The 17988-nt window shown below is 71.2% G+C and carries 15 protein-coding genes; 7 read left to right on the top strand and 8 right to left on the bottom strand.

What is annotated here, in order from left to right; all coding sequences use genetic code 11:
- Window positions 1-19: 19 nt before the first annotated feature.
- The gene (locus I601_RS17165) at window positions 20-1405 is read right to left on the bottom strand and encodes a CehA/McbA family metallohydrolase domain-containing protein (RefSeq protein WP_237089449.1); all 1386 of its coding nucleotides are present in this window, start codon (window positions 1403-1405) and stop codon (window positions 20-22) included.
- 65 nt (window positions 1406-1470) lie between these two features.
- Here I601_RS17165 and I601_RS17160 point away from each other — a divergent pair, with 65 nt between their 5' ends.
- Window positions 1471-2124: a sulfotransferase family protein gene (locus tag I601_RS17160; protein ID WP_068112423.1), complete on the top strand. Its 654-nt coding sequence runs from the start codon at window positions 1471-1473 to the stop codon at window positions 2122-2124.
- 150 nt (window positions 2125-2274) lie between these two features.
- Here the strand turns inward: I601_RS17160 and I601_RS17155 are convergent, their stop codons facing one another.
- Together I601_RS17155 and I601_RS17150 are read right to left on the bottom strand one after the other, a co-directional pair.
- Complete coding sequence (locus tag I601_RS17155; RefSeq protein ID WP_068112421.1) at window positions 2275-3213, bottom strand: type IV toxin-antitoxin system AbiEi family antitoxin domain-containing protein; 939 nt, start codon at window positions 3211-3213, stop codon at window positions 2275-2277.
- A gap of 172 nt (window positions 3214-3385) precedes the next feature.
- Window positions 3386-4549, bottom strand: a complete 1164-nt coding sequence (locus tag I601_RS17150; RefSeq protein ID WP_068112418.1) for a steroid 3-ketoacyl-CoA thiolase — start codon at window positions 4547-4549, stop codon at window positions 3386-3388.
- A gap of 133 nt (window positions 4550-4682) precedes the next feature.
- On the opposite strand from I601_RS17150, the gene I601_RS17145 reads away from it, so the two are divergent.
- Both I601_RS17145 and I601_RS17140 read left to right on the top strand, forming a co-directional pair.
- Window positions 4683-5927 carry a cytochrome P450 gene (locus I601_RS17145; RefSeq protein ID WP_068112415.1) on the top strand — a complete coding sequence of 415 codons (1245 nt, stop codon included), beginning with the start codon at window positions 4683-4685 and terminating at the stop codon, window positions 5925-5927.
- Window positions 5928-5943: 16 nt separating this feature from the next.
- On the top strand, window positions 5944-7185 hold the full coding sequence (locus tag I601_RS17140; protein ID WP_068112412.1) for a cytochrome P450: 1242 nt from the start codon (window positions 5944-5946) through the stop codon (window positions 7183-7185).
- Window positions 7186-7206: 21 nt separating this feature from the next.
- Here I601_RS17140 and map read toward each other — a convergent pair whose 3' ends face one another.
- Genes map through I601_RS17120 form a run of 4 tightly spaced genes read right to left on the bottom strand, consistent with a single transcriptional unit; the run spans window position 7207 to window position 11245 of the window.
- Window positions 7207-7974: a type I methionyl aminopeptidase gene (gene map / locus I601_RS17135; protein ID WP_068112409.1), complete on the bottom strand. Its 768-nt coding sequence runs from the start codon at window positions 7972-7974 to the stop codon at window positions 7207-7209.
- Between the two features lie 31 nt (window positions 7975-8005).
- Window positions 8006-9169 (bottom strand): thiolase domain-containing protein, encoded by a 1164-nt coding sequence (locus I601_RS17130; RefSeq protein WP_068112408.1) that lies wholly within the window; start codon window positions 9167-9169, stop codon window positions 8006-8008.
- The gene (locus tag I601_RS17125) at window positions 9166-10242 is read right to left on the bottom strand and encodes a thiolase domain-containing protein (protein WP_068112403.1); all 1077 of its coding nucleotides are present in this window, start codon (window positions 10240-10242) and stop codon (window positions 9166-9168) included. The genes I601_RS17130 and I601_RS17125 overlap by 4 nt, the downstream gene beginning before the upstream one ends.
- Window positions 10243-10264: 22 nt before the next feature.
- Window positions 10265-11245, bottom strand: coding sequence for a Zn-ribbon domain-containing OB-fold protein (locus I601_RS17120; protein WP_068112400.1), 981 nt, complete (start codon window positions 11243-11245; stop codon window positions 10265-10267).
- Window positions 11246-11303: 58 nt separating this feature from the next.
- On the opposite strand from I601_RS17120, the gene I601_RS17115 reads away from it, so the two are divergent.
- Both I601_RS17115 and fadD8 read left to right on the top strand, forming a co-directional pair.
- Window positions 11304-12347: an LLM class F420-dependent oxidoreductase gene (locus tag I601_RS17115; protein ID WP_068112396.1), complete on the top strand. Its 1044-nt coding sequence runs from the start codon at window positions 11304-11306 to the stop codon at window positions 12345-12347.
- Between the two features lie 37 nt (window positions 12348-12384).
- Window positions 12385-13986, top strand: a complete 1602-nt coding sequence (gene fadD8, locus I601_RS17110; RefSeq protein WP_068112393.1) for a fatty-acid--CoA ligase FadD8 — start codon at window positions 12385-12387, stop codon at window positions 13984-13986.
- A gap of 89 nt (window positions 13987-14075) precedes the next feature.
- Here fadD8 and I601_RS17105 read toward each other — a convergent pair whose 3' ends face one another.
- Window positions 14076-14906, bottom strand: coding sequence for a crotonase/enoyl-CoA hydratase family protein (locus I601_RS17105; protein WP_068112391.1), 831 nt, complete (start codon window positions 14904-14906; stop codon window positions 14076-14078).
- Window positions 14907-14953: 47 nt separating this feature from the next.
- Here I601_RS17105 and I601_RS17100 point away from each other — a divergent pair, with 47 nt between their 5' ends.
- Together I601_RS17100 and I601_RS17095 are read left to right on the top strand one after the other, a co-directional pair.
- A complete protein-coding gene (locus I601_RS17100) occupies window positions 14954-16591 on the top strand; it encodes an acyl-CoA synthetase (RefSeq protein ID WP_068112388.1) in 1638 nt (545 codons plus the stop codon).
- Window positions 16592-16627: 36 nt separating this feature from the next.
- Entirely contained in the window at window positions 16628-17731 is a 1104-nt protein-coding gene (locus I601_RS17095) for an NAD(P)H-dependent flavin oxidoreductase (RefSeq protein ID WP_068112385.1), read from the top strand.
- Window positions 17732-17988 lie beyond the last annotated feature (257 nt).

Here is a 17988-nt window from a genome sequence, read left to right as displayed (position 1 = left end):
GGATGACGTAGCGGAGCCCTCAGCGGGTCTCCAGCCACCACGGGCTGGTGTAGGCGATCGCGAGGTCGTTGCACGGGTGGTCCTGGGGGCCGGGCGTGGCGTTCGGCTCGGCGGGGTCCGAGACGCGCACCACCACCCAGTCGCCGTCAGCCAGGTCGACCTTGACCGGCACCTCCAGCACCGGGCCGACCTCGAAGTCGACGACCTCGGCCACCACCGGGGCGTCGGTGCCGGGACGCAGCACCTGCGCGGCCAGGCGCCGCCCGCGCCACGACCGGTCCCGCGCCAGGTCCAGCCGCAGCGTCAGCGTCGTACGGGCGCGGGGCGGGAGGGGGACCACCCCGCCCATCCGCACCGATCGCCCCCGGCGCGGGGTGGCGGTGGCGTCGAGGCGCAGGCCCGAGGTGCGGGTGGCGAAGAAGCGCCGCTGGCGCATCGCGCGCTTGACCCCCTGGCGGCTGTGCTCGCGCACCCACAGACCGGTGCGGCCCTTGCCCTCGGGGAAGCCCCAGTCGGTGCCGTGCTCGTCGGTGACGCCGGTCAGGCCGGTGCGCCAGCCGTTGTTGAGGCACACGCACAGCGGCGAGTCGCGCCCGTCGGCGTAGCCCTCGAAGAGGTAGTCGTCGCGGCGGTTGAACATCTCCAGGCCCACGACCTGGTCGCGGACCCGCTCGTCGTAGACGAACTCCTGGAAGCGACCCGGCTCGCGGCCCGGGTGGTTGAATCCGGCCAGTGCGCCGGCCCCACCGTCGAGCACCAGGCCCGGCTCGCGCCGCAGCCACGACAGCAGGGGCTGCATCAGCCCCGCCTGCAGCACGTCGGTGTAGTGCTCGCTGAACCAGACGTTGACGTGGCCGATCAGCGGCTCGGACCACTCGAAGCCGCGGATGGCGGTGAAGGCACCGTCGACGTTCGCGGCATCGGCGTACGCCCCGGTGGCGCGCCAGCCGCGCCGGGTCAGGCCGCCGACCTGGGTGTACTCCGGGGGCAGCAGGTCGGTGAGCACGTCGCCCAGCAGGTTGTCGGACAGGGTGGCGTGGTCGGTCAGCGCCGCCACGTCGAGCCCGGCCTCTCGCATCGAGTCGAAGGCGTCGGCCGGGTCGCCGTCGCCGTCGCTGAGCAGCGTGTGGTTGTGCAGGTCGGCGTGCAGCAGGTGGGTGCCGCGGGTCAGCCGCGAGGTGCGTGCCGCGCCGGTGGCGGCGGCCGGCGAGCCGGGGGCGGCCGCCGCGCCGGTGGGGGTGCCGAGGAGCGAGCCGGCGGCACCGGCCACCAGCAGCCCCGCCCCGGCCCCGCCCAGCGCGCTGCGGCGCGTCAGCCGAGCGCGGGTCGCGGCGTCGGGGGCGGAGAGCTCACGGTGGGGCAGGTGATGGGGCGCGTGGTCGGGCGCAGGGTGGTCGTCGCACATGGCCGTATCAACGCATGCGGGGGCGTCGAGTTCCGGTCGGGCAGGTGAACGGTAGGTTCGGGTCCGTGATCGCTCTGCCTGCCCACGGGTTCGTGATGCTCTCGATGCCCAAGTGCGCCTCCACGACGCTGGTCACCACGCTCAAGGGGCACGCCGAGATCCTGATGCGGGTCAACCCGCGGCTCAAGCACATGAACTGCCGCACCTTCACCCACCGGATGGCGCCGGTGCTGCAGGGCGCAGGCTACGAGCGCACCGACTACGAGCTCGTCACGCTCTTCCGCGAGCCGGTGTCCTGGCTGGAGTCCTGGTGGCGCTACCGACAGCGGCCGGCGCTGAAGGAGAAGGACGACGGCAAGTGGACCGGTGACATCAGCTTCGACGACTTCGTCGGCGCTCACATCGACGGCGCCCCCGGCGCGATCACCGGGCGCCAGGCCCGCTTCGTCTCCCTCGACGACGACCTGACCATCGGCGTCGACCGGATCCTGGCCCTCGAGGCCACCGACGTCTGGCAGGGCTGGATCGCCCAGCAGCTGGGCCAGCAGGTCGACCTGGTCACCAAGAACTGGTCCACCTCCAGCGCCGCCACCACCCTCTCCGACACCATGCGCGGACGGCTCCTCGAGCACTACGCCCCCGAGTACGACATCTACGAGCACCTCCGCGCTGCTGGCGGCAACTGGGCCGTGCCCCCCGGGTACCGCCCCGCTTCCTGACTGGTCTGCTGCCCTCGCTGGCCGCCCGGCAGGAGTTTCATCGGCCGGCCGATGAAACTCCTGGGTGGACGCTGAAACTTCATCGTCCACCCGTCAGTTCTGTCTACGCCGCGCAGGTAGGCCGCGGTTCCGGGCGGGGAGAGGCACTGCTCAGGCGGCCGGTTTCAGGTACCGGCGCAGGCGCGCGATGAGCAGGCTCGGCTGCTGGAGGTCGGCCCAGGTGATCCGGATGACCGTCCAGCCCGTGGCCTCACGGATCCGGTCCTCGCGCTGCTTCTCGCGCAGCACCATCTCCTCGATGCTCTCCCCGGGCCGGCGCATCGAGTGGTACTTCTGCCGGCCGTCGAACTCCACGATCAGCCGGTGCTCGGGCCAGGCGAAGTCGACGCGCCCGATCAGCCAGCCGCGCTGGTCCCGCACCTCCAGCTGCAGCTCGGGCTCGGGCAGCCCGGCATCGAGGAAGGCGAGCCGCGCCAGGGTCTCGGCGACGCTGTCGGACCCGACCCGGGCGTACCCGAGCTTGAGCGCCAGGTCGAGGTGGTCGCTCCACACGCTGCGGGCGTCCAGCTGGTACTGGCACTCCTCGGGGCTGCTCAGCCCCTGCTGGAAGAACCAGTCGAGCACACACACCGCCGCGTCACGGTCGACGATCGCGGCGGTGTCGAGCGCGGTCCGGGTAGGAGCGGTGATCCAGCACTCGCCGCGCCGGCTCAGCTCGTCGACGCGACAGCCGCCGCGGTGGTGTCGTACGGAGGCCTGGGTGCGCTCGCCCGCGCCGGCCAGATCGGTGAGGTGCACGTGGGTCAGCGGCAGGCCGTGGTCCGGCGCCCCGTAGACCAGTGCGGCGCTCACGTGGGACAGCGCGACGTCCTGGCCGTAGAGGCGCACGACCCCGCGGCTGAGCATCACGTGCCGCTCGCGGGCAGTGGCCTGGTTCCACTGCTGGGCGACGGCGTACACGCCGTGCCGCATCCGCACGAGCTCACCGGCCCGCACCAGTCGGGCGATGGCGTTGTCATGGATGCCTGCGGCCACCAGGTCTCGCCGCAGGACGACCCCGAGGTCGTCGGCCGGCACGTTGATCATCATCCCGGCAGCCTGCCTCGCCCGACACCCGCCTGCACGCGCCCCGCGGCCGCCTGTGGATAACCTGCCGGGGAGTTTCATCGGCCGGCCGACGTACCTCTCGGGTGGACGCTGAAACTTCATCGTCCACCCAGGACCTTCATCGGCCGGCCGATGAAACTCCCCGAGGCGGGGCTCAGATGAGCTCGAGCAGGGTGCCGGTGGCCATGGCGCCGCCGGCGCACATGGAGATCAGGGCGGTGGAGAGCTCGCGGCGCTCCAGCTCGTGCAGGGCGGTGGTGATCAGGCGGGTGCCGGTGGAGCCGACGGGGTGGCCCAGGGCGATCGCACCGCCGTTGACGTTGACCTTGTCGAGGTCGACCTGGTGCTGGCCGGCCCACGACAGGACGACGGAGGCGAAGGCCTCGTTGACCTCGAAGAGGTCGATGTCGGAGATCGACATGCCGGTGCGGTCGAGGACGCGCTGGGTGGCGTCGATGGGGCCGTCGAGGTGGTAGTAGGGGTTGGAGCCGACCAGGCAGTGCGTCACGAACCGGGCGCGGGGGCGCAGGCCCAGGGCCCGGGCCTTCGACTCGTCCATGATCAGCACGGCGGAGGCGCCGTCGGAGATCTGCGAGGACGTGCCGGCGGTGTGCAGCCCCTCGGGCAGCACGGTGCGCAGCGAGGCGAGGCCCTCGAGGGTCGTCTCGCGCAGGCCCTGGTCGGTGTCGACGAGGCGCGTCTCGCCGGTCGGCTCGCCGTCCTCACCCAGCACCGGGGCGTCGTACGCCGCGATCTCGCGCTTGAAGCGCCCCTCGTCGACCGCGACGCGGGCCTTCTGCTGGCTGGCGAGACCGAACGCCTCGAGGTCGGCGCGGCTCAGACCACGGTTGCGGGCGATCCGGTCGGCAGCCTCGAACTGGTTGGGCAGGTCGATCGCCCAGTCGTCGGGCCGCGGGTCGCCGAGGCCCGCGGGCACGTTGCTGCCCAGCGGGATGCGCGACATGGCCTCGACGCCGCAGGCGATGCCCACGTCGATGGTGCCCGCCGCGATCATGTCGGCGACCAGGTGGGCCGACTGCTGGCCGGAGCCGCACTGGGCGTCGATCACGGTGCCGCCGGTGTGCTGGGGGAGGCCGGCGTAGAGCCAGGCCCGACGCACCATGTCGTTCGACTGCTCACCTGCCTGGGTGACGCAGCCCCCGACCACCTGCTCGACGAGCTCGGGGTCGATCCCCGAGCGCTCGATCACCTCGCGCTGCACGAAGGCGAGCAGCTGAGCGGGGTGCGCGCCGGCCAACCAGCCGTTGCGCTTGCCGAGGGGGGTGCGGACGGCGTCGACGATCACAGGGGTGCCCATGCGACCAAAATAGAACAGGTTCTCGGCGTCCGGGAAGAAATCTCACGGTATGGCTTCCTCGGCGTACCGGCGGTATGTAATCTGGCCCACTAGAACACGTTCCACCCCCGCCACCTTCGATGGAGACGCCCCAGTGACCCAGCTCGACACCCGCGCCACGGCCTTCGACCCCACCGACCCCGACATCCTGGCGGACCGGGTCCCGCACGACGAGCTGCTGCTGCTGCGTCGTACCGCCCCCGTCTCGTTCATCACCCAGGAGCCCGAGGCCCGGGGCGGGTTCCCGGACCACGCGGGCTACTGGGCGGTGACCAAGCACGCCGACGTCGCCGCGGTCTCGAAGAACCAGACCGACTTCTCCGCGCGCGAGAACGGCGTGGTCATCCGCTTCGGGCCGGACATGACCCGCGACGAGGTCGAGGCCTCCAGCGCGCTGCTCATCAACCACGACGCGCCCGACCACACCAAGCTGCGCCAGATCGTGTCGCGGGCCTTCACACCGCGCTCCATCAGCGCCCTGCACGACAGCCTCAAGGTGCGCGCCGAGAAGATCATCGACGACGCCGTCGCCAAGGGACAGGGCAACTTCGTCGAGGACGTCGCCGCCGAGCTCCCGCTGCAGGCGATCGCGGACCTCCTCGGGGTGCCGCAGGAGGACCGCGGCAAGCTCTTCGAGTGGTCCAACCAGCTGATGTCGTACGACGACCCGTCGGTCGAGGGTGACCAGATGGTCGCCTACGCCGAGATCCTGGGCTACTCCATGGCCCTGGCCGACGAGCGCCGCACGAGCCCGCGTGAGGACCTGGTCACCAAGCTGATCAGCGCCGACGTCGACGGCCGCGGTCTCTCCGACGACGAGTTCGGCTTCTTCGTCATCCTGCTCGCCGTGGCCGGCAACGAGACCACGCGCAACGCCATCACGTGGGGCCAGCACGCCTTCATGAACAACCCCGAGAGCTGGGAGCTGTTCTGTCGCGAGCGTCCCAGCACCGCCACCGACGAGATCATCCGCTGGGCCACGCCCGTCACGGCCTTCCAGCGCACCGCGCTGAACGACGTGGAGGTCGGCGGCGTCCAGGTGTCGAAGGGCGACCGCGTGGGTCTGCTCTACTCCAGCGCGAACTTCGACGAGGACGTCTTCACCGACCCCTTCACCTTCGACATCCTGCGCAACCCGAACCCCCACCAGGCCTTCGGCGGACACGGCGCCCACTACTGCATCGGTGCCAATCTCGCCCGCCTCGAGGTGGACCTGATGTTCAATGCGATGGCGGACCGTGGCCTGCGCGTGACCCAGCTCGGCGAGCCCGACCGGCTGCGCAGCGGCTGGCTCAACGGGGTCAAGGACATGCAGGTCTCCTACAGCGTCGACCAGTGATCGAGAGGACCCGACCGTGACCGCGAGCGAGCTCATCCCCGAAGGCTTCGACCCCACGGACCCCGACGTGCTGTGGAGGGCGCTGCCGCACGCCGAGTTCAAGGCGATGCGGCGCACCGACCCGGTGCACTGGGTCGAGCAGCCGCAGTCGGCACGGGACGGCATGTCGGAGGAGTCGGGGACCGGCTACTGGGCGTTGTCGAAGCACGCCGACGTCGCCGCGGTGTCCAAGAACAGCAAGGACTTCTCGGCCTCCGAGAACGGCGCCATCATCCGCTTCGCGGAGGGGATGGAGCGCGAGATGGTGGAGATGCAGCGGGTCATCCTGATCAACCAGGACGCGCCCGAGCACACCTCCACCCGCCAGATCATCTCCCGGGGCTTCACGCCGCGGGCGATCGGCGCCCTCGAGGAGATCATGGAGCGGCGGGCCCACCAGATCGTGCAGGACGCCGTCCAGCGCGGTTCGGGCAACTTCGTGGAGGAGGTCGCGGCCGAGCTGCCGCTGCAGGCGATCGCCGACCTGCTCGGGGTGCCGCAGGAGGACCGTCGCAAGCTCTTCGACTGGTCCAACGAGATGCTCGCCAGCGACGACCCCGACTACGCCGGCGAGCCGGACGTCGCGGCCGCCGAGATCCTCGGCTACGCCATGGGCCTGGCCGCGGAGCGTCGGGAGAACCCCCGCGACGACCTGATCACGAAGCTGCTCGCAGCCGAGAAGGACGGTCGGGGCCTGACCGACGACGAGTTCGGGTACTTCGTCATCCTGCTCACCGTGGCCGGCAACGAGACCACCCGCAACGCCATCACCCACGGGATGATGGCCTTCCTCGAGCACCCCGAGCAGTGGGAGCTGTGGAAGAGCGAGCGGCCCGCCACGATGATCGACGAGGTGATCCGGTGGGCCACGCCGGTGTGCGCCTTCCAGCGCACCGCCCTGCGCGACGTGGAGGTCGGGGACGTGACCGTGCGCCAGGGCCAGCGGGTCGGCCTGTTCTACGCCTCGGGGAACTTCGACGAGGACGTCTTCACCGACCCGTTCGTCTTCGACATCACCCGCGACCCCAACCCGCACCTGTCGTTCGGTGGGCACGGTGCGCACTACTGCATCGGTGCGAACCTGGCCCGGCTCGAGGTCCGGGTGATCTTCGAGGCCCTGGCCGAGCACGCGCCCGGCATCCGCCGGCTCGCCGACGGGCGGCGCCTGCGCCACACCTGGATCAACGGGATCAAGGAGCTCCAGGTCGCCTACGCCTGAGCGCTCGCCGCGCGCGGGTCTTCAGCCGCGTGCGGTGAGCACCAGCGGGCCGTCGTCGGTGACGGCCACGGTGTGCTCCATGTGGGCCCCGCGGGCCCCGTCGGCGCTGCGCAACGTCCAGCCGTCGGCGTCGGTGTAGATCTCGTCGGTGGTGTGCACGAACCACGGCTCGATCGCGATGACCAGGCCGGCCTTGAGCTTGAAGCCGCGCCCGGCGCGGCCGTCGTTGGGCACGTGCGGGTCGCCGTGCATGGTGCGACCGACCCCGTGCCCGCCGAACTGCAGATTGACCTTCAGGCCCTCGGCGCGGGCGACCTCGCCGATCGCAGCCGAGATGTCGCCGATCCGGTTGCCCACCCGCGTGGCGGCGATGCCGGCCGCCAGCGCCCGGTCGGTCACCTCGATCAGGTGCAGGTCCTCGGGGCGCGGCGTACCCACGACCATGCTGAAGGCGGAGTCGGAGACCCACCCGTCCACGCTCGCGGCGAAGTCGACGCTGAGCAGGTCGCCGTCGGCGAGCACGTAGTCACGGGGCAGGCCGTGCAGCACCGCGTCGTTGACGGAGGTGCACAGCACCTTGCCGAACGGGGAGGCCCCGAACGAGGGGTGGTAGTCGATGTAGCAGGACTCCGCCCCGCGCTCGCGGATCATCTGGTGCGCGACCTCGTCGAGCTCGAGCAGGTTCATGCCCACGTCGGCGACCTCGGAGAGGCGGGTGATGACGTCGGCGACGAAGCGGCCGGCCGGCTTCATCTGCTCGATCTGGGTGGGGGTGCGCAGCTCGATCATGCACCCGACCCTACGGGCGTGCGCGGCACCCTCAGTTCCGGGGCTTGTCGGCGGCGACGACCCACATCGAGAAGAACTGCGAGCCGCCGCCGTAGGCGTGCCCCAGGGCCCGGCGCGCGCCGTCGACCTGGTGCTCGCCTGCGCGCCCGCGGACCTGCAGGGCCGCCTCGGCGAAGCGCAGCATCCCGGACGCGCCGATCGGGTTCGAGGACAGCACGCCGCCGGAGCAGTTGACCGGCAGCCGGCCGTCCATCGCGGTGGCGCCGGACTCGGTGAGCTGCCACCCTGTGCCCTCCTCGGCGAAGCCCAACGACTCCAGCCACATCGGCTCGAACCAGCTGAACGGCACGTAGATCTCAGCGACGTCGATCTGCTCGAGGGGGTTCGTGATCCCGGCCTGCTTCCACAGCGAGGCGGCCGCGTCGCGGCTGGCCTGCGGGTTCACCTGGTCGCGCTCGGCGGCGGTGGTGGCCTCCGAGCGCATCACCGTGCCGTGGATCCAGGCCGCGTCCGGGCGGGTGTCCGCGATGTCCTCGGCGGCCACGACGACGGCGCAGGCGCCGTCGGAGGACGGGCAGGTCTCGTCGTAGCGGATCGGGTCCCACAGCATCTGCGAGGCCAGCACCGTCTCCACGGTGGTGCCCTCGTTGTGGAGGTGCGCATAGGGGTTCTTCAGCGCATTGGTGCGGTCCTTCGCGGCCACGACGGCGCCGATGTGCGAAGGGGCGCCCGAGCGGCGGATGTAGGAGCGCACGTGCGGGGCGAAGTAGCCGCCCGCGCCCGCGTGCACGGGCATGTTGAACGGCACCGGCACCGAGAGCGCCCACATGGCGTTCGACTCCGACTGCTTCTCGTACGCGACGGCCAGCACCTTGCGATGCACCCCGGCCTGCACCAGCGAGGCGGCCACGATGGCGGTCGAGCCGCCCACCGAGCCGGCGGTGTGCACGCGCAGCAGCGGCTTGCCGGCGGCGCCGAGCGCCTCGGCGAGGAACAGCTCGGGCATCATCACGCCCTCGAACAGGTCGGGCGCCTTGCCGACGACGATGGCGTCGATCTCGTCGAGGGTCATCTGGGCGTCCTCGAGGGCCCGGTCGATGGCCTCGCGGCACAGCCCCGCCATCGAGACGTCCTCGCGCTTGGCGCGGTGGTGGGTCTGGCCCACGCCGATCACCGCGGCGGGCAGCTTGCTCATCGGTGTCCTCCGGTGGTCGAGCCGGTCGCGGCACCCAGGGTGCACACGAGGTTCTGCTGCAGGGCCGGGCCGCTGGTCGCGTGCGCCAGCGCCTTGTCCGACTCGCCCGCCCAGATCCGACGGGCGGCCTCGCCGACGCGGATGCCGCCGGCCGAGAACATCGGGTTGCCGGTCAGGGCGCCGCCGGAGGGGTTGATCCGGACGTCGTCGGCCAGCGCGAGCTCGCGGTGCAGCACCAGCTCCTGGTGGCTGAACGGGGCGTGCAGCTCGGCGACGTCCACCCCGGTGAGGTCCAGGGCGGCAGCGGATCGGGCCGCCGAGGGGGAGCGGGTCAGGTCACGGGTGCCCATGCTCATCGGGTCGATGTGGTGAGAGATGCCCGAGAGCCAGGCCGGTCGGTCACGCACCTCGCGGGCACGGTCGCCGGCGGCCAGCACGATCGCGGCCGCCCCGTCGGTCACCGGCGCGCAGTCGTGCTTGCGCAGCGGGTCGGCGTACAGGGGACGGGCGAGGAGCTCCGGCACCGAGGAGCCGCCTCGGCGCACGGCGTGCTCGTTCTTCTCCGCGTCCGTCAGCGAGCGCAGCGCGACCTCGGCCATCGCCTGCTCGTCCCACAGCCCGGCGTCGATGCCGGCGCGGGCCTGGAGACCGGCCAGCGACACGGTGTCCGGCCACAGCGGCGTCATCGTGTAGGGGTCCAGCTGCAGGCCCAGGGTGCGGCGCAGCACGCCGGCCGAGCTCTTGCCGAAGGCGTAGACCAGGGCGGTGTCCACCTCCCCTGTCTGGATCTTCAGCCACGCCTCGTACATCGCCCAGGCCAGGTCCATCTCGACGTGCGACTCGTTGACGGGCGGGATGACCCCGATGGCGTCGACGGCCTGCACGAACGAGAAGGACCGTCCGGCGAGGTAGTCCGAGGAGCCGGAGCACCAGAAGCCGATGTCGCGACGGGTCCACCCCGTCTGCTCGTAGCACTCCTTGAACACGGGCACGAGGAGCTCGACACAGGTCGGCGACCCGTCGAAGTCCTGCATCTGTCGCTGGGCGAACCCGACGACGGCGACGTCTCTCATCTGCTGCGTCTCTCTTCCCGGCTCAGAGGTGCTGGCTGTAGGTGTCGTACGCCGCGTCCGGCTCGCCGGTGGGCTTGAAGTGGCTGATGTTCTCGATCGTGGTGCCCCACTCCTCGCGGGGCTTCCAGACCGCCTCCACCCGCATGCCCATCCGGACCTCCTCGGCCGGGACCTCCAGGATGAGGTGCAGGAAGGCGATGTCGGCGCCGTCGAGGAGCACGTACGCCGACACGTAGGGCGGCTTGATGCGCTGGCCCAGGAAGGGGACGTTGACGATGCAGAAGGTCGTCACGGTGCCGGTCTGCGCCAGCTCGACCTCGTCGGTGGTCGGGGTGCCGTCGGCCGGGCAGGCGCTGCGCGGCGGCACGTAGACCTTGGCGCAGGTGGGGCAGCGCTGGCCCAGGATCCGGCCCTCGGCCAGGCCGCGGTAGAACGCGGACTCCTCCGGCGAGGCGGCGTAGGTGTAGTCGAGGGCGACAGGCGTCACGATCCGGGTGACGGGGTCGAGCGTGGTGCGCGGCGTGCCCGGGACGCCGTCGGCTCGTTCGTCGCCGTCGCCGTCGCCGTCGGCTGCGGGCTCGAAGGCCTCGATGTCGGTGATCGAGCCGGTCCGCTCGGCGCGCCAGCGCACCTGCACCCGCATGCCCGTGGTGACCTCGGCGGGCGAGGCGACGTCGAGCGCGTGCAGGAACGGCCTGGTGGCCCCGTCGAGCAGGACCAGGGCGAAGGCGAACGGGCGGTCGAAGGGCTGGCCGGCCACCGGCTCGGAGACCCACGTCCAGCTCGTCACGCTGCCGACGGGGGAGACCTCCACGAACTCGGTGGTGGGCTCGTGGGTCACCGGGTCGTACTCCGGCGGCGGGACGACGACCTCGCCGTCAGTGGTGCGGCCGGCGACCAGGACACCGTCGCGGAGGCCGGTGAAGAAGCGGCCCAGCACGGGCCCGGTCGACCGGGTGTAGTCGAACGCGACGGTGACCGGGGCGGAGAGGGTGCGGGGCATGTCCGCAAACTAGAACACGTTCTACGAATGGGGCAAGGGTTCTGGCAAGGTGGTGCTCATGAAGTTGGGACTGCAGCTGGGTTACTGGGGCGCACAGCCGCCCGTCCACCACGCCGAGATCGTCCGGGCCGCCGACGAGTCGGGCTTCGATGCGATCTTCACCGCCGAGGCGTGGGGCTCCGACGCGTTCACCCCGCTCGCCTGGTGGGGTCGGGAGACGACCAACGTCCGGCTGGGCACCTCGATCGTGCAGATGTCGGGGCGCACGCCCACCTCGATCGCCATGCACGCCCTCACGCTGGACCACCTCAGCGGCGGTCGGATGGTGCTGGGCATGGGCGTGAGCGGCCCCCAGGTCGTCGAGGGCTGGTACGGCGTGCCCTTCGCGAAGCCGCTGGCTCGCACCCGCGAGGTCGTCGACATCATCCGCCAGGTGCTGCGCCGCGAGGGACCCGTCACCAACGCCGGGCCGCACTACCCGCTGCCCTACGGCGGCGAGGGCTCGGTCGGTCTGGGCAAGCCGCTGAAGTCGATCACCCACCCCCTGCGCGACGACCTGCCGATCTGGCTCGGCGCCGAGGGACCGAAGAACGTCGCCCAGACCGCCGAGATCGCCGACGGCTGGATCCCGATCTTCTACACGCCGAAGTCGGCGGGCATGTACCAGCCCTGGCTCGACGAGGGCTTCGCCCGCCCCGGTGCCCGGCGTACGCGCGAGACCTTCGAGATCGCGGCGACCTGCCACTTCCAGGTCGTCGCCGACGCCGCCGAGAAGCAGGTCGTCGTGGATGCGATGAAGCCCGTGGTGGCGCTCTACATGGGCGGAATGGGCGCGAAGGAGGCGAACTTCCACAACCAGGTCTTCGTCCGGATGGGCTACGAGTCGCTGGCCGCGGAGGTCCAGGAGCTGTACCTGGCCGGCAAGAAGGACCAGGCCACAGCCCTGATCCCCGACGACCTCGTCGACGACATGCACATCATCGGCACGGCCGGTGAGGTCAAGGAGCGGGTGGCCCAGTGGGAGGAGACCGGCGTCAGCACGCTGATGCTCTCGCTGCACACGCCCGAGGAGGTCCGCGCCGTCGCCGAGCTCCTGGGCTGACCTAGCGGATAATTGGAACACGTTCTAGTCTGCGGCCATGACCGCCTCAGTCGACCTGCTCCGCACCGGCACCCACAACGGCCACCTGATGGTCGCGGCCCTGCAGCGGCACCGGGACCGGCCCGTGATGCACCTGGGGGAGACCGCCCTCACCGGCGGCGAGACGGCCGACCGCATCAGCCAGTACGCCCAGGCCTACGAGGCGCTCGGCGCCGGCCGGGGGACCGCCGGGGCGCTGCTCGCTCTCAACCGCCCCGAGGTCCTGTTCGTGATCGGGGCGGGACAGACCCAAGGCTTCCAGCGCACCTCGCTGCACCCGCTGGGCTCGCTCGACGACCACGCGTACGTCATCGACGACGCTGAGATCACCACGCTGACCATCGACCCGGTGCCGATGTTCGTCGAGCGGGCCGCGGCCCTCGTCGCCCGCTGTCCGCGCCTGACGAAGGTGCTCACCCTCGGCCCCGTCCCGCCGGAGCTCGCCGAGGTCGGCCACGACCTGGCCGAGGCCGCAGCCGGCTTCGAGCCGCGCCGCCTGGAGGCCGCGCTCCTCCCGCACGACCACGTCACCACGATCACGTACACCGGCGGCACCACCGGGCGTCCCAAGGGCGTCATCGGCACCGCGCAGGCCTTCGCGACCATGACCCAGATCCAGCTCTCGGAGTGGGAGTGGCCGGAGTCGCCGCGCTTCCTGATGTGCACGCCGCTCTCGCACGCCGGGGCGGCCTTCTTCGTGCCGGTGGTGATCAAGGGCGGCACCCTGTTCGTGCTGGCGAGGTTCGACCCGGCCGAGGTGCTGCGCACCATCGAGGAGCAGCGCATCACCGCGACGATGCTGGTGCCCTCGATGCTCTACGCGCTGATGGACCACCCGGACTCCCGCACCCGCGACCTGTCCTCGCTCGAGACCGTCTACTACGGCGCCTCGGCGATCAACCCGGTGCGGCTGAAGGAGGCCGTCCAACGGTTCGGCCCGATCTTCGCGCAGTACTACGGCCAGTCCGAGGCCCCGATGGCGATCAGCTACCTCGCCAAGGCCGACCACGTCGGCGACGACCGGCGGCTGGCCTCCTGCGGGCGCCCCGCGGCGCTCGTGCGCACGGCGCTGCTGGGTGAGGACGGCCTGCCCGTCGCGCCCGGTGAGCCGGGGGAGATCTGCGTGGCCGGACCGCTGCTGGCCGACGGCTACTGGAGGCTGCCGGAGGAGACGGCGCAGACCTTCAGGGACGACGGCTGGATGCACACCGGTGACGTGGCCCGCGAGGACGAGGACGGGTTCTGGTACATCGTCGACCGCACCAAGGACATGATCGTGACGGGCGGGTTCAACGTGTTCCCGCGCGAGGTCGAGGACGTCGTCGCAGAGCACCCGGCCATCGCCCAGGTCGGGGTCATCGGCACCCCGCACGAGAAGTTCGGCGAGGCCGTCACCGCCGTCGTGGTGCTGCGCGAGGGCCACGAGCTCACCGACGAGGTCGTCACCGAGATCCAGGCCATGGTCAGGGAGCGCAAGGGGTCGGTCCAGGCGCCCAAGCAGGTGATCGCCACTGACGCCCTGCCGCTCACCGGGCTCGGCAAGCCGGACAAGAAGGCCCTGCGTGCGACCTACTGGACGGGGGAGCGCTCCATCGGCTGACCCGGCCCAAATATCGCGCTCACCCGGCCCAGATGTCCCTCTGACCCGGCGAGACATCTGGGCCGGCTCGGCGGGACATCTGGGCCGGGTCAGCGACCGGTGAAGCGGGGCGCGCGCTTCTCGGCGAAGGCGCGCGGCCCCTCCTTGGCGTCGTCGGAGGCGAAGACGGCAGCACCGACGCGGGCGTCGTCGGCCCAGCAGTCGTCCTCGTGCTTGCCCTCGGAGTCGCGCAACGTCCGGAGGATGGCCTGCACGGCCACCGGTCCGTTGGCGCTGATCCGCTCGGCGATCTCGTGGGCCCTGGCCAGCGCCTCGCCGTCGGGGACGACCTGGCCGATGAGTCCGATCTCCTTGGCCTCGGCGGCGCCGAGGGTGCGACCGGTGAGCAGCAGCTCGGCGGCCACGGTGTAGGGGATCTGGCGTGCCAGACGGACCGCCGAGCCGCCCATCGGGTAGAGCGACCAGCGGGCCTCGGAGACCCCGAACTTCGCGGACTCGCCCGCGACGCGGATGTCGGTGCCCTGCAGGATCTCGGTGCCGCCCGCGATCGCGGGTCCCTCCACCGCTGCGACCAGCGGCTTGGTCAGCCGGAAGCCCTTGAGCAGCCCCTTGATCCGCGTGGGGTCGTACTCGCCCGACTCGAAGCTCTCGGAGGGCGCCTTCCTCGACATCGACTTCAGGTCCGCCCCGGCGCAGAAGTAGCCGCCGGCCCCGGTGAGGATGCACACGCGGATCTCGTCATCGGTGTTCACCCGGTCCCAGGCGTCCTCCATGATCGCGAGCATCTCGCCCGACAACGCGTTGCGCGACGCAGGCCGGTTCATGGTCACCACCAGCGTGTGCCCGACCTGCTCCACGAGGCAGTGCGGCTGCTCCGCAGCGGGGTCCGAGGGGGTCGAGGTCGACGGGTCTGCGGTCATGTCGCGAAAGCCTAGCCAAAAACGAGAACGTGTTCTAGTCTCCGGGCGTGGCCAAGAACATCGCAGACCTCTTCGAGCACGCCGTCGACATCGTCCCCGAGAACCCTGCCCTCAAGGTGGGCGACGAGGTGGCGACCTTCGCAGACCTGGAGGCCCGGGCGAACCGCCTGGCGCACTACCTGCAGAGCCAGGGGGTGAAGCCCGGTCAGCACGTCGGCGTCTACGCCAAGAACTCGATCGACCACGTCGTCACGGTGCTGGCGATCGTCAAGATCCGCGCTGTCAGCATCAACGTCAACTACCGCTACGTCGAGGGCGAGCTGAACTACCTCTTCGACAACGCCGACCTGGTGGCCCTGGTGCACGACCGCACCTACGCGCCCCTGGTGGCGACCTGCGCCCCGAACCACGAGCGGCTGACGACGTACGTCGCGCTGCCCGACATCACCGCTCCCGACGACCTGAGCGACCTGTCGTCCTTCGGCGGCGTGACCCTGGCGGACGCCGTGGCCGACCAGAGCGCCGAGCGCGACTTCGCCGAGCGCAGCCCCGACGACCTCCACATCATCTACACCGGCGGCACCACCGGGTTCCCCAAGGGCGTCATGTGGCGCCACGAGGACTTCTGGCGGGTCCTCGGCGGCGGCATCGACTTCTACTCCGGTGCCGAGCTCGAGGAGTACGACCAGTCGGCGCAGGCCACGGACCCGCGGATGGTCACCTTCCCGCTCAGCCCCCTCATGCACGGTGGCGCGCAGGCCGGCCTGCTCATGCACCTGTTCGCCGGCCACCTCACGATCCTCGAGCCCCGGTTCGACGCCCAGCGCACCTGGGAGATCATCGAGAAGGAGCGGGTGCAGCTCATCTTCATGACCGGTGACGCGATGGCCCGCCCGCTCATCGAGGAGTTCGAGCGCCAGGCCGCCACCGGCACGCCGTACGACGGGTCGAGCCTGTTCGCGATCTCCAGCAGCGCCGCGATCTTCAGCCACCCCATCAAGGAGCGCTGGGTGCAGGCGTTCCCCGACGCGATCTTCACCGACTCGGTGGGCGCCTCGGAGACCGGCTTCCAGGGCATGGGCATGCAGGACAAGGGCAAGATCAGCACCGATGGACCCGTGGTGGCGCTCGGCCCCCGCAGCGTGGTGATCGGCGAGGACGGCGCTCTGCTGGACATGGCGACGAACGTCGGCAGGACCGGGCGCCTGGGCCGTGGCGGCTCCGTGCCTGTCGGCTACTACAAGGACCCCGTGAAGTCGGCGGAGACCTTCATCGAGATCGACGGCGAGCGCTACGCGGTGCCCGGCGACTTCGCCCGCATCGAGACCGACAACCGGATCACCCTGCTGGGCCGCGGCTCCAACTGCGTCAACACCGGCGGCGAGAAGGTCTTCCCCGAGGAGGTCGAGATGGCGATCAAGGGCCACCCGGCCGTGTACGACGTCCTCGTGGTCGGCATCCCGGACGAGAAGTTCGGCCAGGCGGTCGCCGCCGTGTGCGAGCTGCGCGAGGGCGCGTCCCTGGAGCTCGACGAGCTGCGCGACCACCTGCGCGAGCACCTGAGCGGCTACAAGCTGCCCCGGCACCTGACGATCGTCGACGAGATCCCGCGCAACGCCACCGGCAAGGCGCAGTACGTCGCGGCGAAGCAGATGATCACGGACAGCAGCACCGCCCCGGCCTGAGGCGGCCGACCCCCGACCGGACCCCAGGAGGGCCCTGTGCGCACCCCGCTCTGCGACGTGTTCGGCATCGAGCACCCGATCTTCGCCTTCACCCCCTCGGAGCACGTCGCCGCTGCGGTGTCGCGCGCCGGGGGTCTCGGGGTGCTGGGGTGCGTGCGCTTCAACGACCCGGCCGAGCTCGACCGGACCCTGACCTGGCTCGACGACCACACAGACGGCAAGCCGTACGGCGTCGACATCGTGATGCCGATGAAGGTGCCGACCGAGGGCACCTCGGTCGACCTCGGGTCGCGGATCCCCGAGGAGCACCGTCGCTTCGTCGACGAGACGCTCCTCCGTCTCGGTGTCCCGCCACTGGCGGAGGGGGAGGGGCGCGAGGGCGTGCTGGGCTGGTTGCACTCGGTCGCCCGGTCCCACCTCGACATCGCGCTGGCGCACCGTCCGGTGCTGATCGCCAACGCGCTGGGCTCCCCGCCCGTCGACGTCATCGAGCAGTGCCACGCGCACGGGGTGCAGGTCGCGGCGCTGGCCGGCGCCGCCAAGCACGCCCTGAGCCACGTCGCCAACGGCGTCGACATCATCATCGCCCAGGGCTACGAGGCCGGGGGCCACACCGGCGAGATCGCCAGCATGGTGCTGACCCCCGACATCGTGGACGCCGTCGGCCCGGACGTGCCGGTGCTGGGCGCCGGGGGGATCGGCTCGGGCCGCCAGGTGGCGGCCTCGCTCGCGCTGGGCGCCCAGGGCGTGTGGACCGGGTCGATCTGGCTCGGGACCGAGGAGTACCGCTCGCTGACCGGCAGCTCCGGCTGGGAGGCCGCGTTCACCCGAGCCACCTCCAGCGACACCGTCCGGACGCGCGTCTACACGGGCAAGCCGGCGCGGCTGCTCAAGACCAGGTGGACGGAGGCCTGGGCCGAGGAGGGTGCGCCGGACCCGCTGCCGATGCCGTTGCAGAACCTGCTGGTCGCCGATGCGCACAACCGGATCAACGCCTCGGGCGACCCCGACGTCATCGCCATGCCGGTCGGGCAGATCGTCGGCCGGATGAACGAGGTCCGTCCCGTCGCCGACGTGATGGCCGACCTCGTCGAGGAGTTCGGCCGCGCCGTCTCGTCCCTCGACCGGATCCGGGGCTGACGCACCCAGCCCTCCGGGGAGGGCTCTGGGGCGGCCGGCAGGACCTGGGGGGAATGGTCGCCGGCCGCCGCCAGGGTGACGGCCTGGAGAGAGGGGGGATGTCTCCTGCCGCCGAGGACGACACTGCCGCGCCTCGGACGCGATCACAAGACTGTTGCGGAGGCCGCTGCGGCGGTATCCGCGTGCGTGCGGTGTCGCCGGGCGAGGACCTTGATCCGGCCCGAAGGTAAAATCTCGGACGGGGCCGGACGCGGCCG

Origin of the sequence: Nocardioides dokdonensis FR1436 (assembly GCF_001653335.1) — a bacterium.
Lineage (GTDB): Bacteria > Actinomycetota > Actinomycetes > Propionibacteriales > Nocardioidaceae > Nocardioides > Nocardioides dokdonensis.
This window is presented reverse-complemented; position numbering and strand designations above follow the sequence as displayed.

Bases quoted from the DNA above. Each gene is read 5' to 3' on its own strand.
- I601_RS17165 (WP_237089449.1), bottom strand. From the start codon at position 1,405: ATGTGCGACGACCACCCTGCGCCCGACCACGCGCCCCATCACCTGCCC.
- I601_RS17155 (WP_068112421.1), bottom strand. From the start codon at position 3,213: ATGATGATCAACGTGCCGGCCGACGACCTCGGGGTCGTCCTGCGGCGA.
- I601_RS17150 (WP_068112418.1), bottom strand. From the start codon at position 4,549: ATGGGCACCCCTGTGATCGTCGACGCCGTCCGCACCCCCCTCGGCAAG.
- map (WP_068112409.1), bottom strand. From the start codon at position 7,974: ATGATCGAGCTGCGCACCCCCACCCAGATCGAGCAGATGAAGCCGGCC.
- I601_RS17130 (WP_068112408.1), bottom strand. From the start codon at position 9,169: ATGAGCAAGCTGCCCGCCGCGGTGATCGGCGTGGGCCAGACCCACCAC.
- I601_RS17125 (WP_068112403.1), bottom strand. From the start codon at position 10,242: ATGAGAGACGTCGCCGTCGTCGGGTTCGCCCAGCGACAGATGCAGGAC.
- I601_RS17120 (WP_068112400.1), bottom strand. From the start codon at position 11,245: ATGCCCCGCACCCTCTCCGCCCCGGTCACCGTCGCGTTCGACTACACC.
- I601_RS17115 (WP_068112396.1), top strand. From the start codon at position 11,304: ATGAAGTTGGGACTGCAGCTGGGTTACTGGGGCGCACAGCCGCCCGTC.
- fadD8 (WP_068112393.1), top strand. From the start codon at position 12,385: ATGACCGCCTCAGTCGACCTGCTCCGCACCGGCACCCACAACGGCCAC.
- I601_RS17105 (WP_068112391.1), bottom strand. From the start codon at position 14,906: ATGACCGCAGACCCGTCGACCTCGACCCCCTCGGACCCCGCTGCGGAG.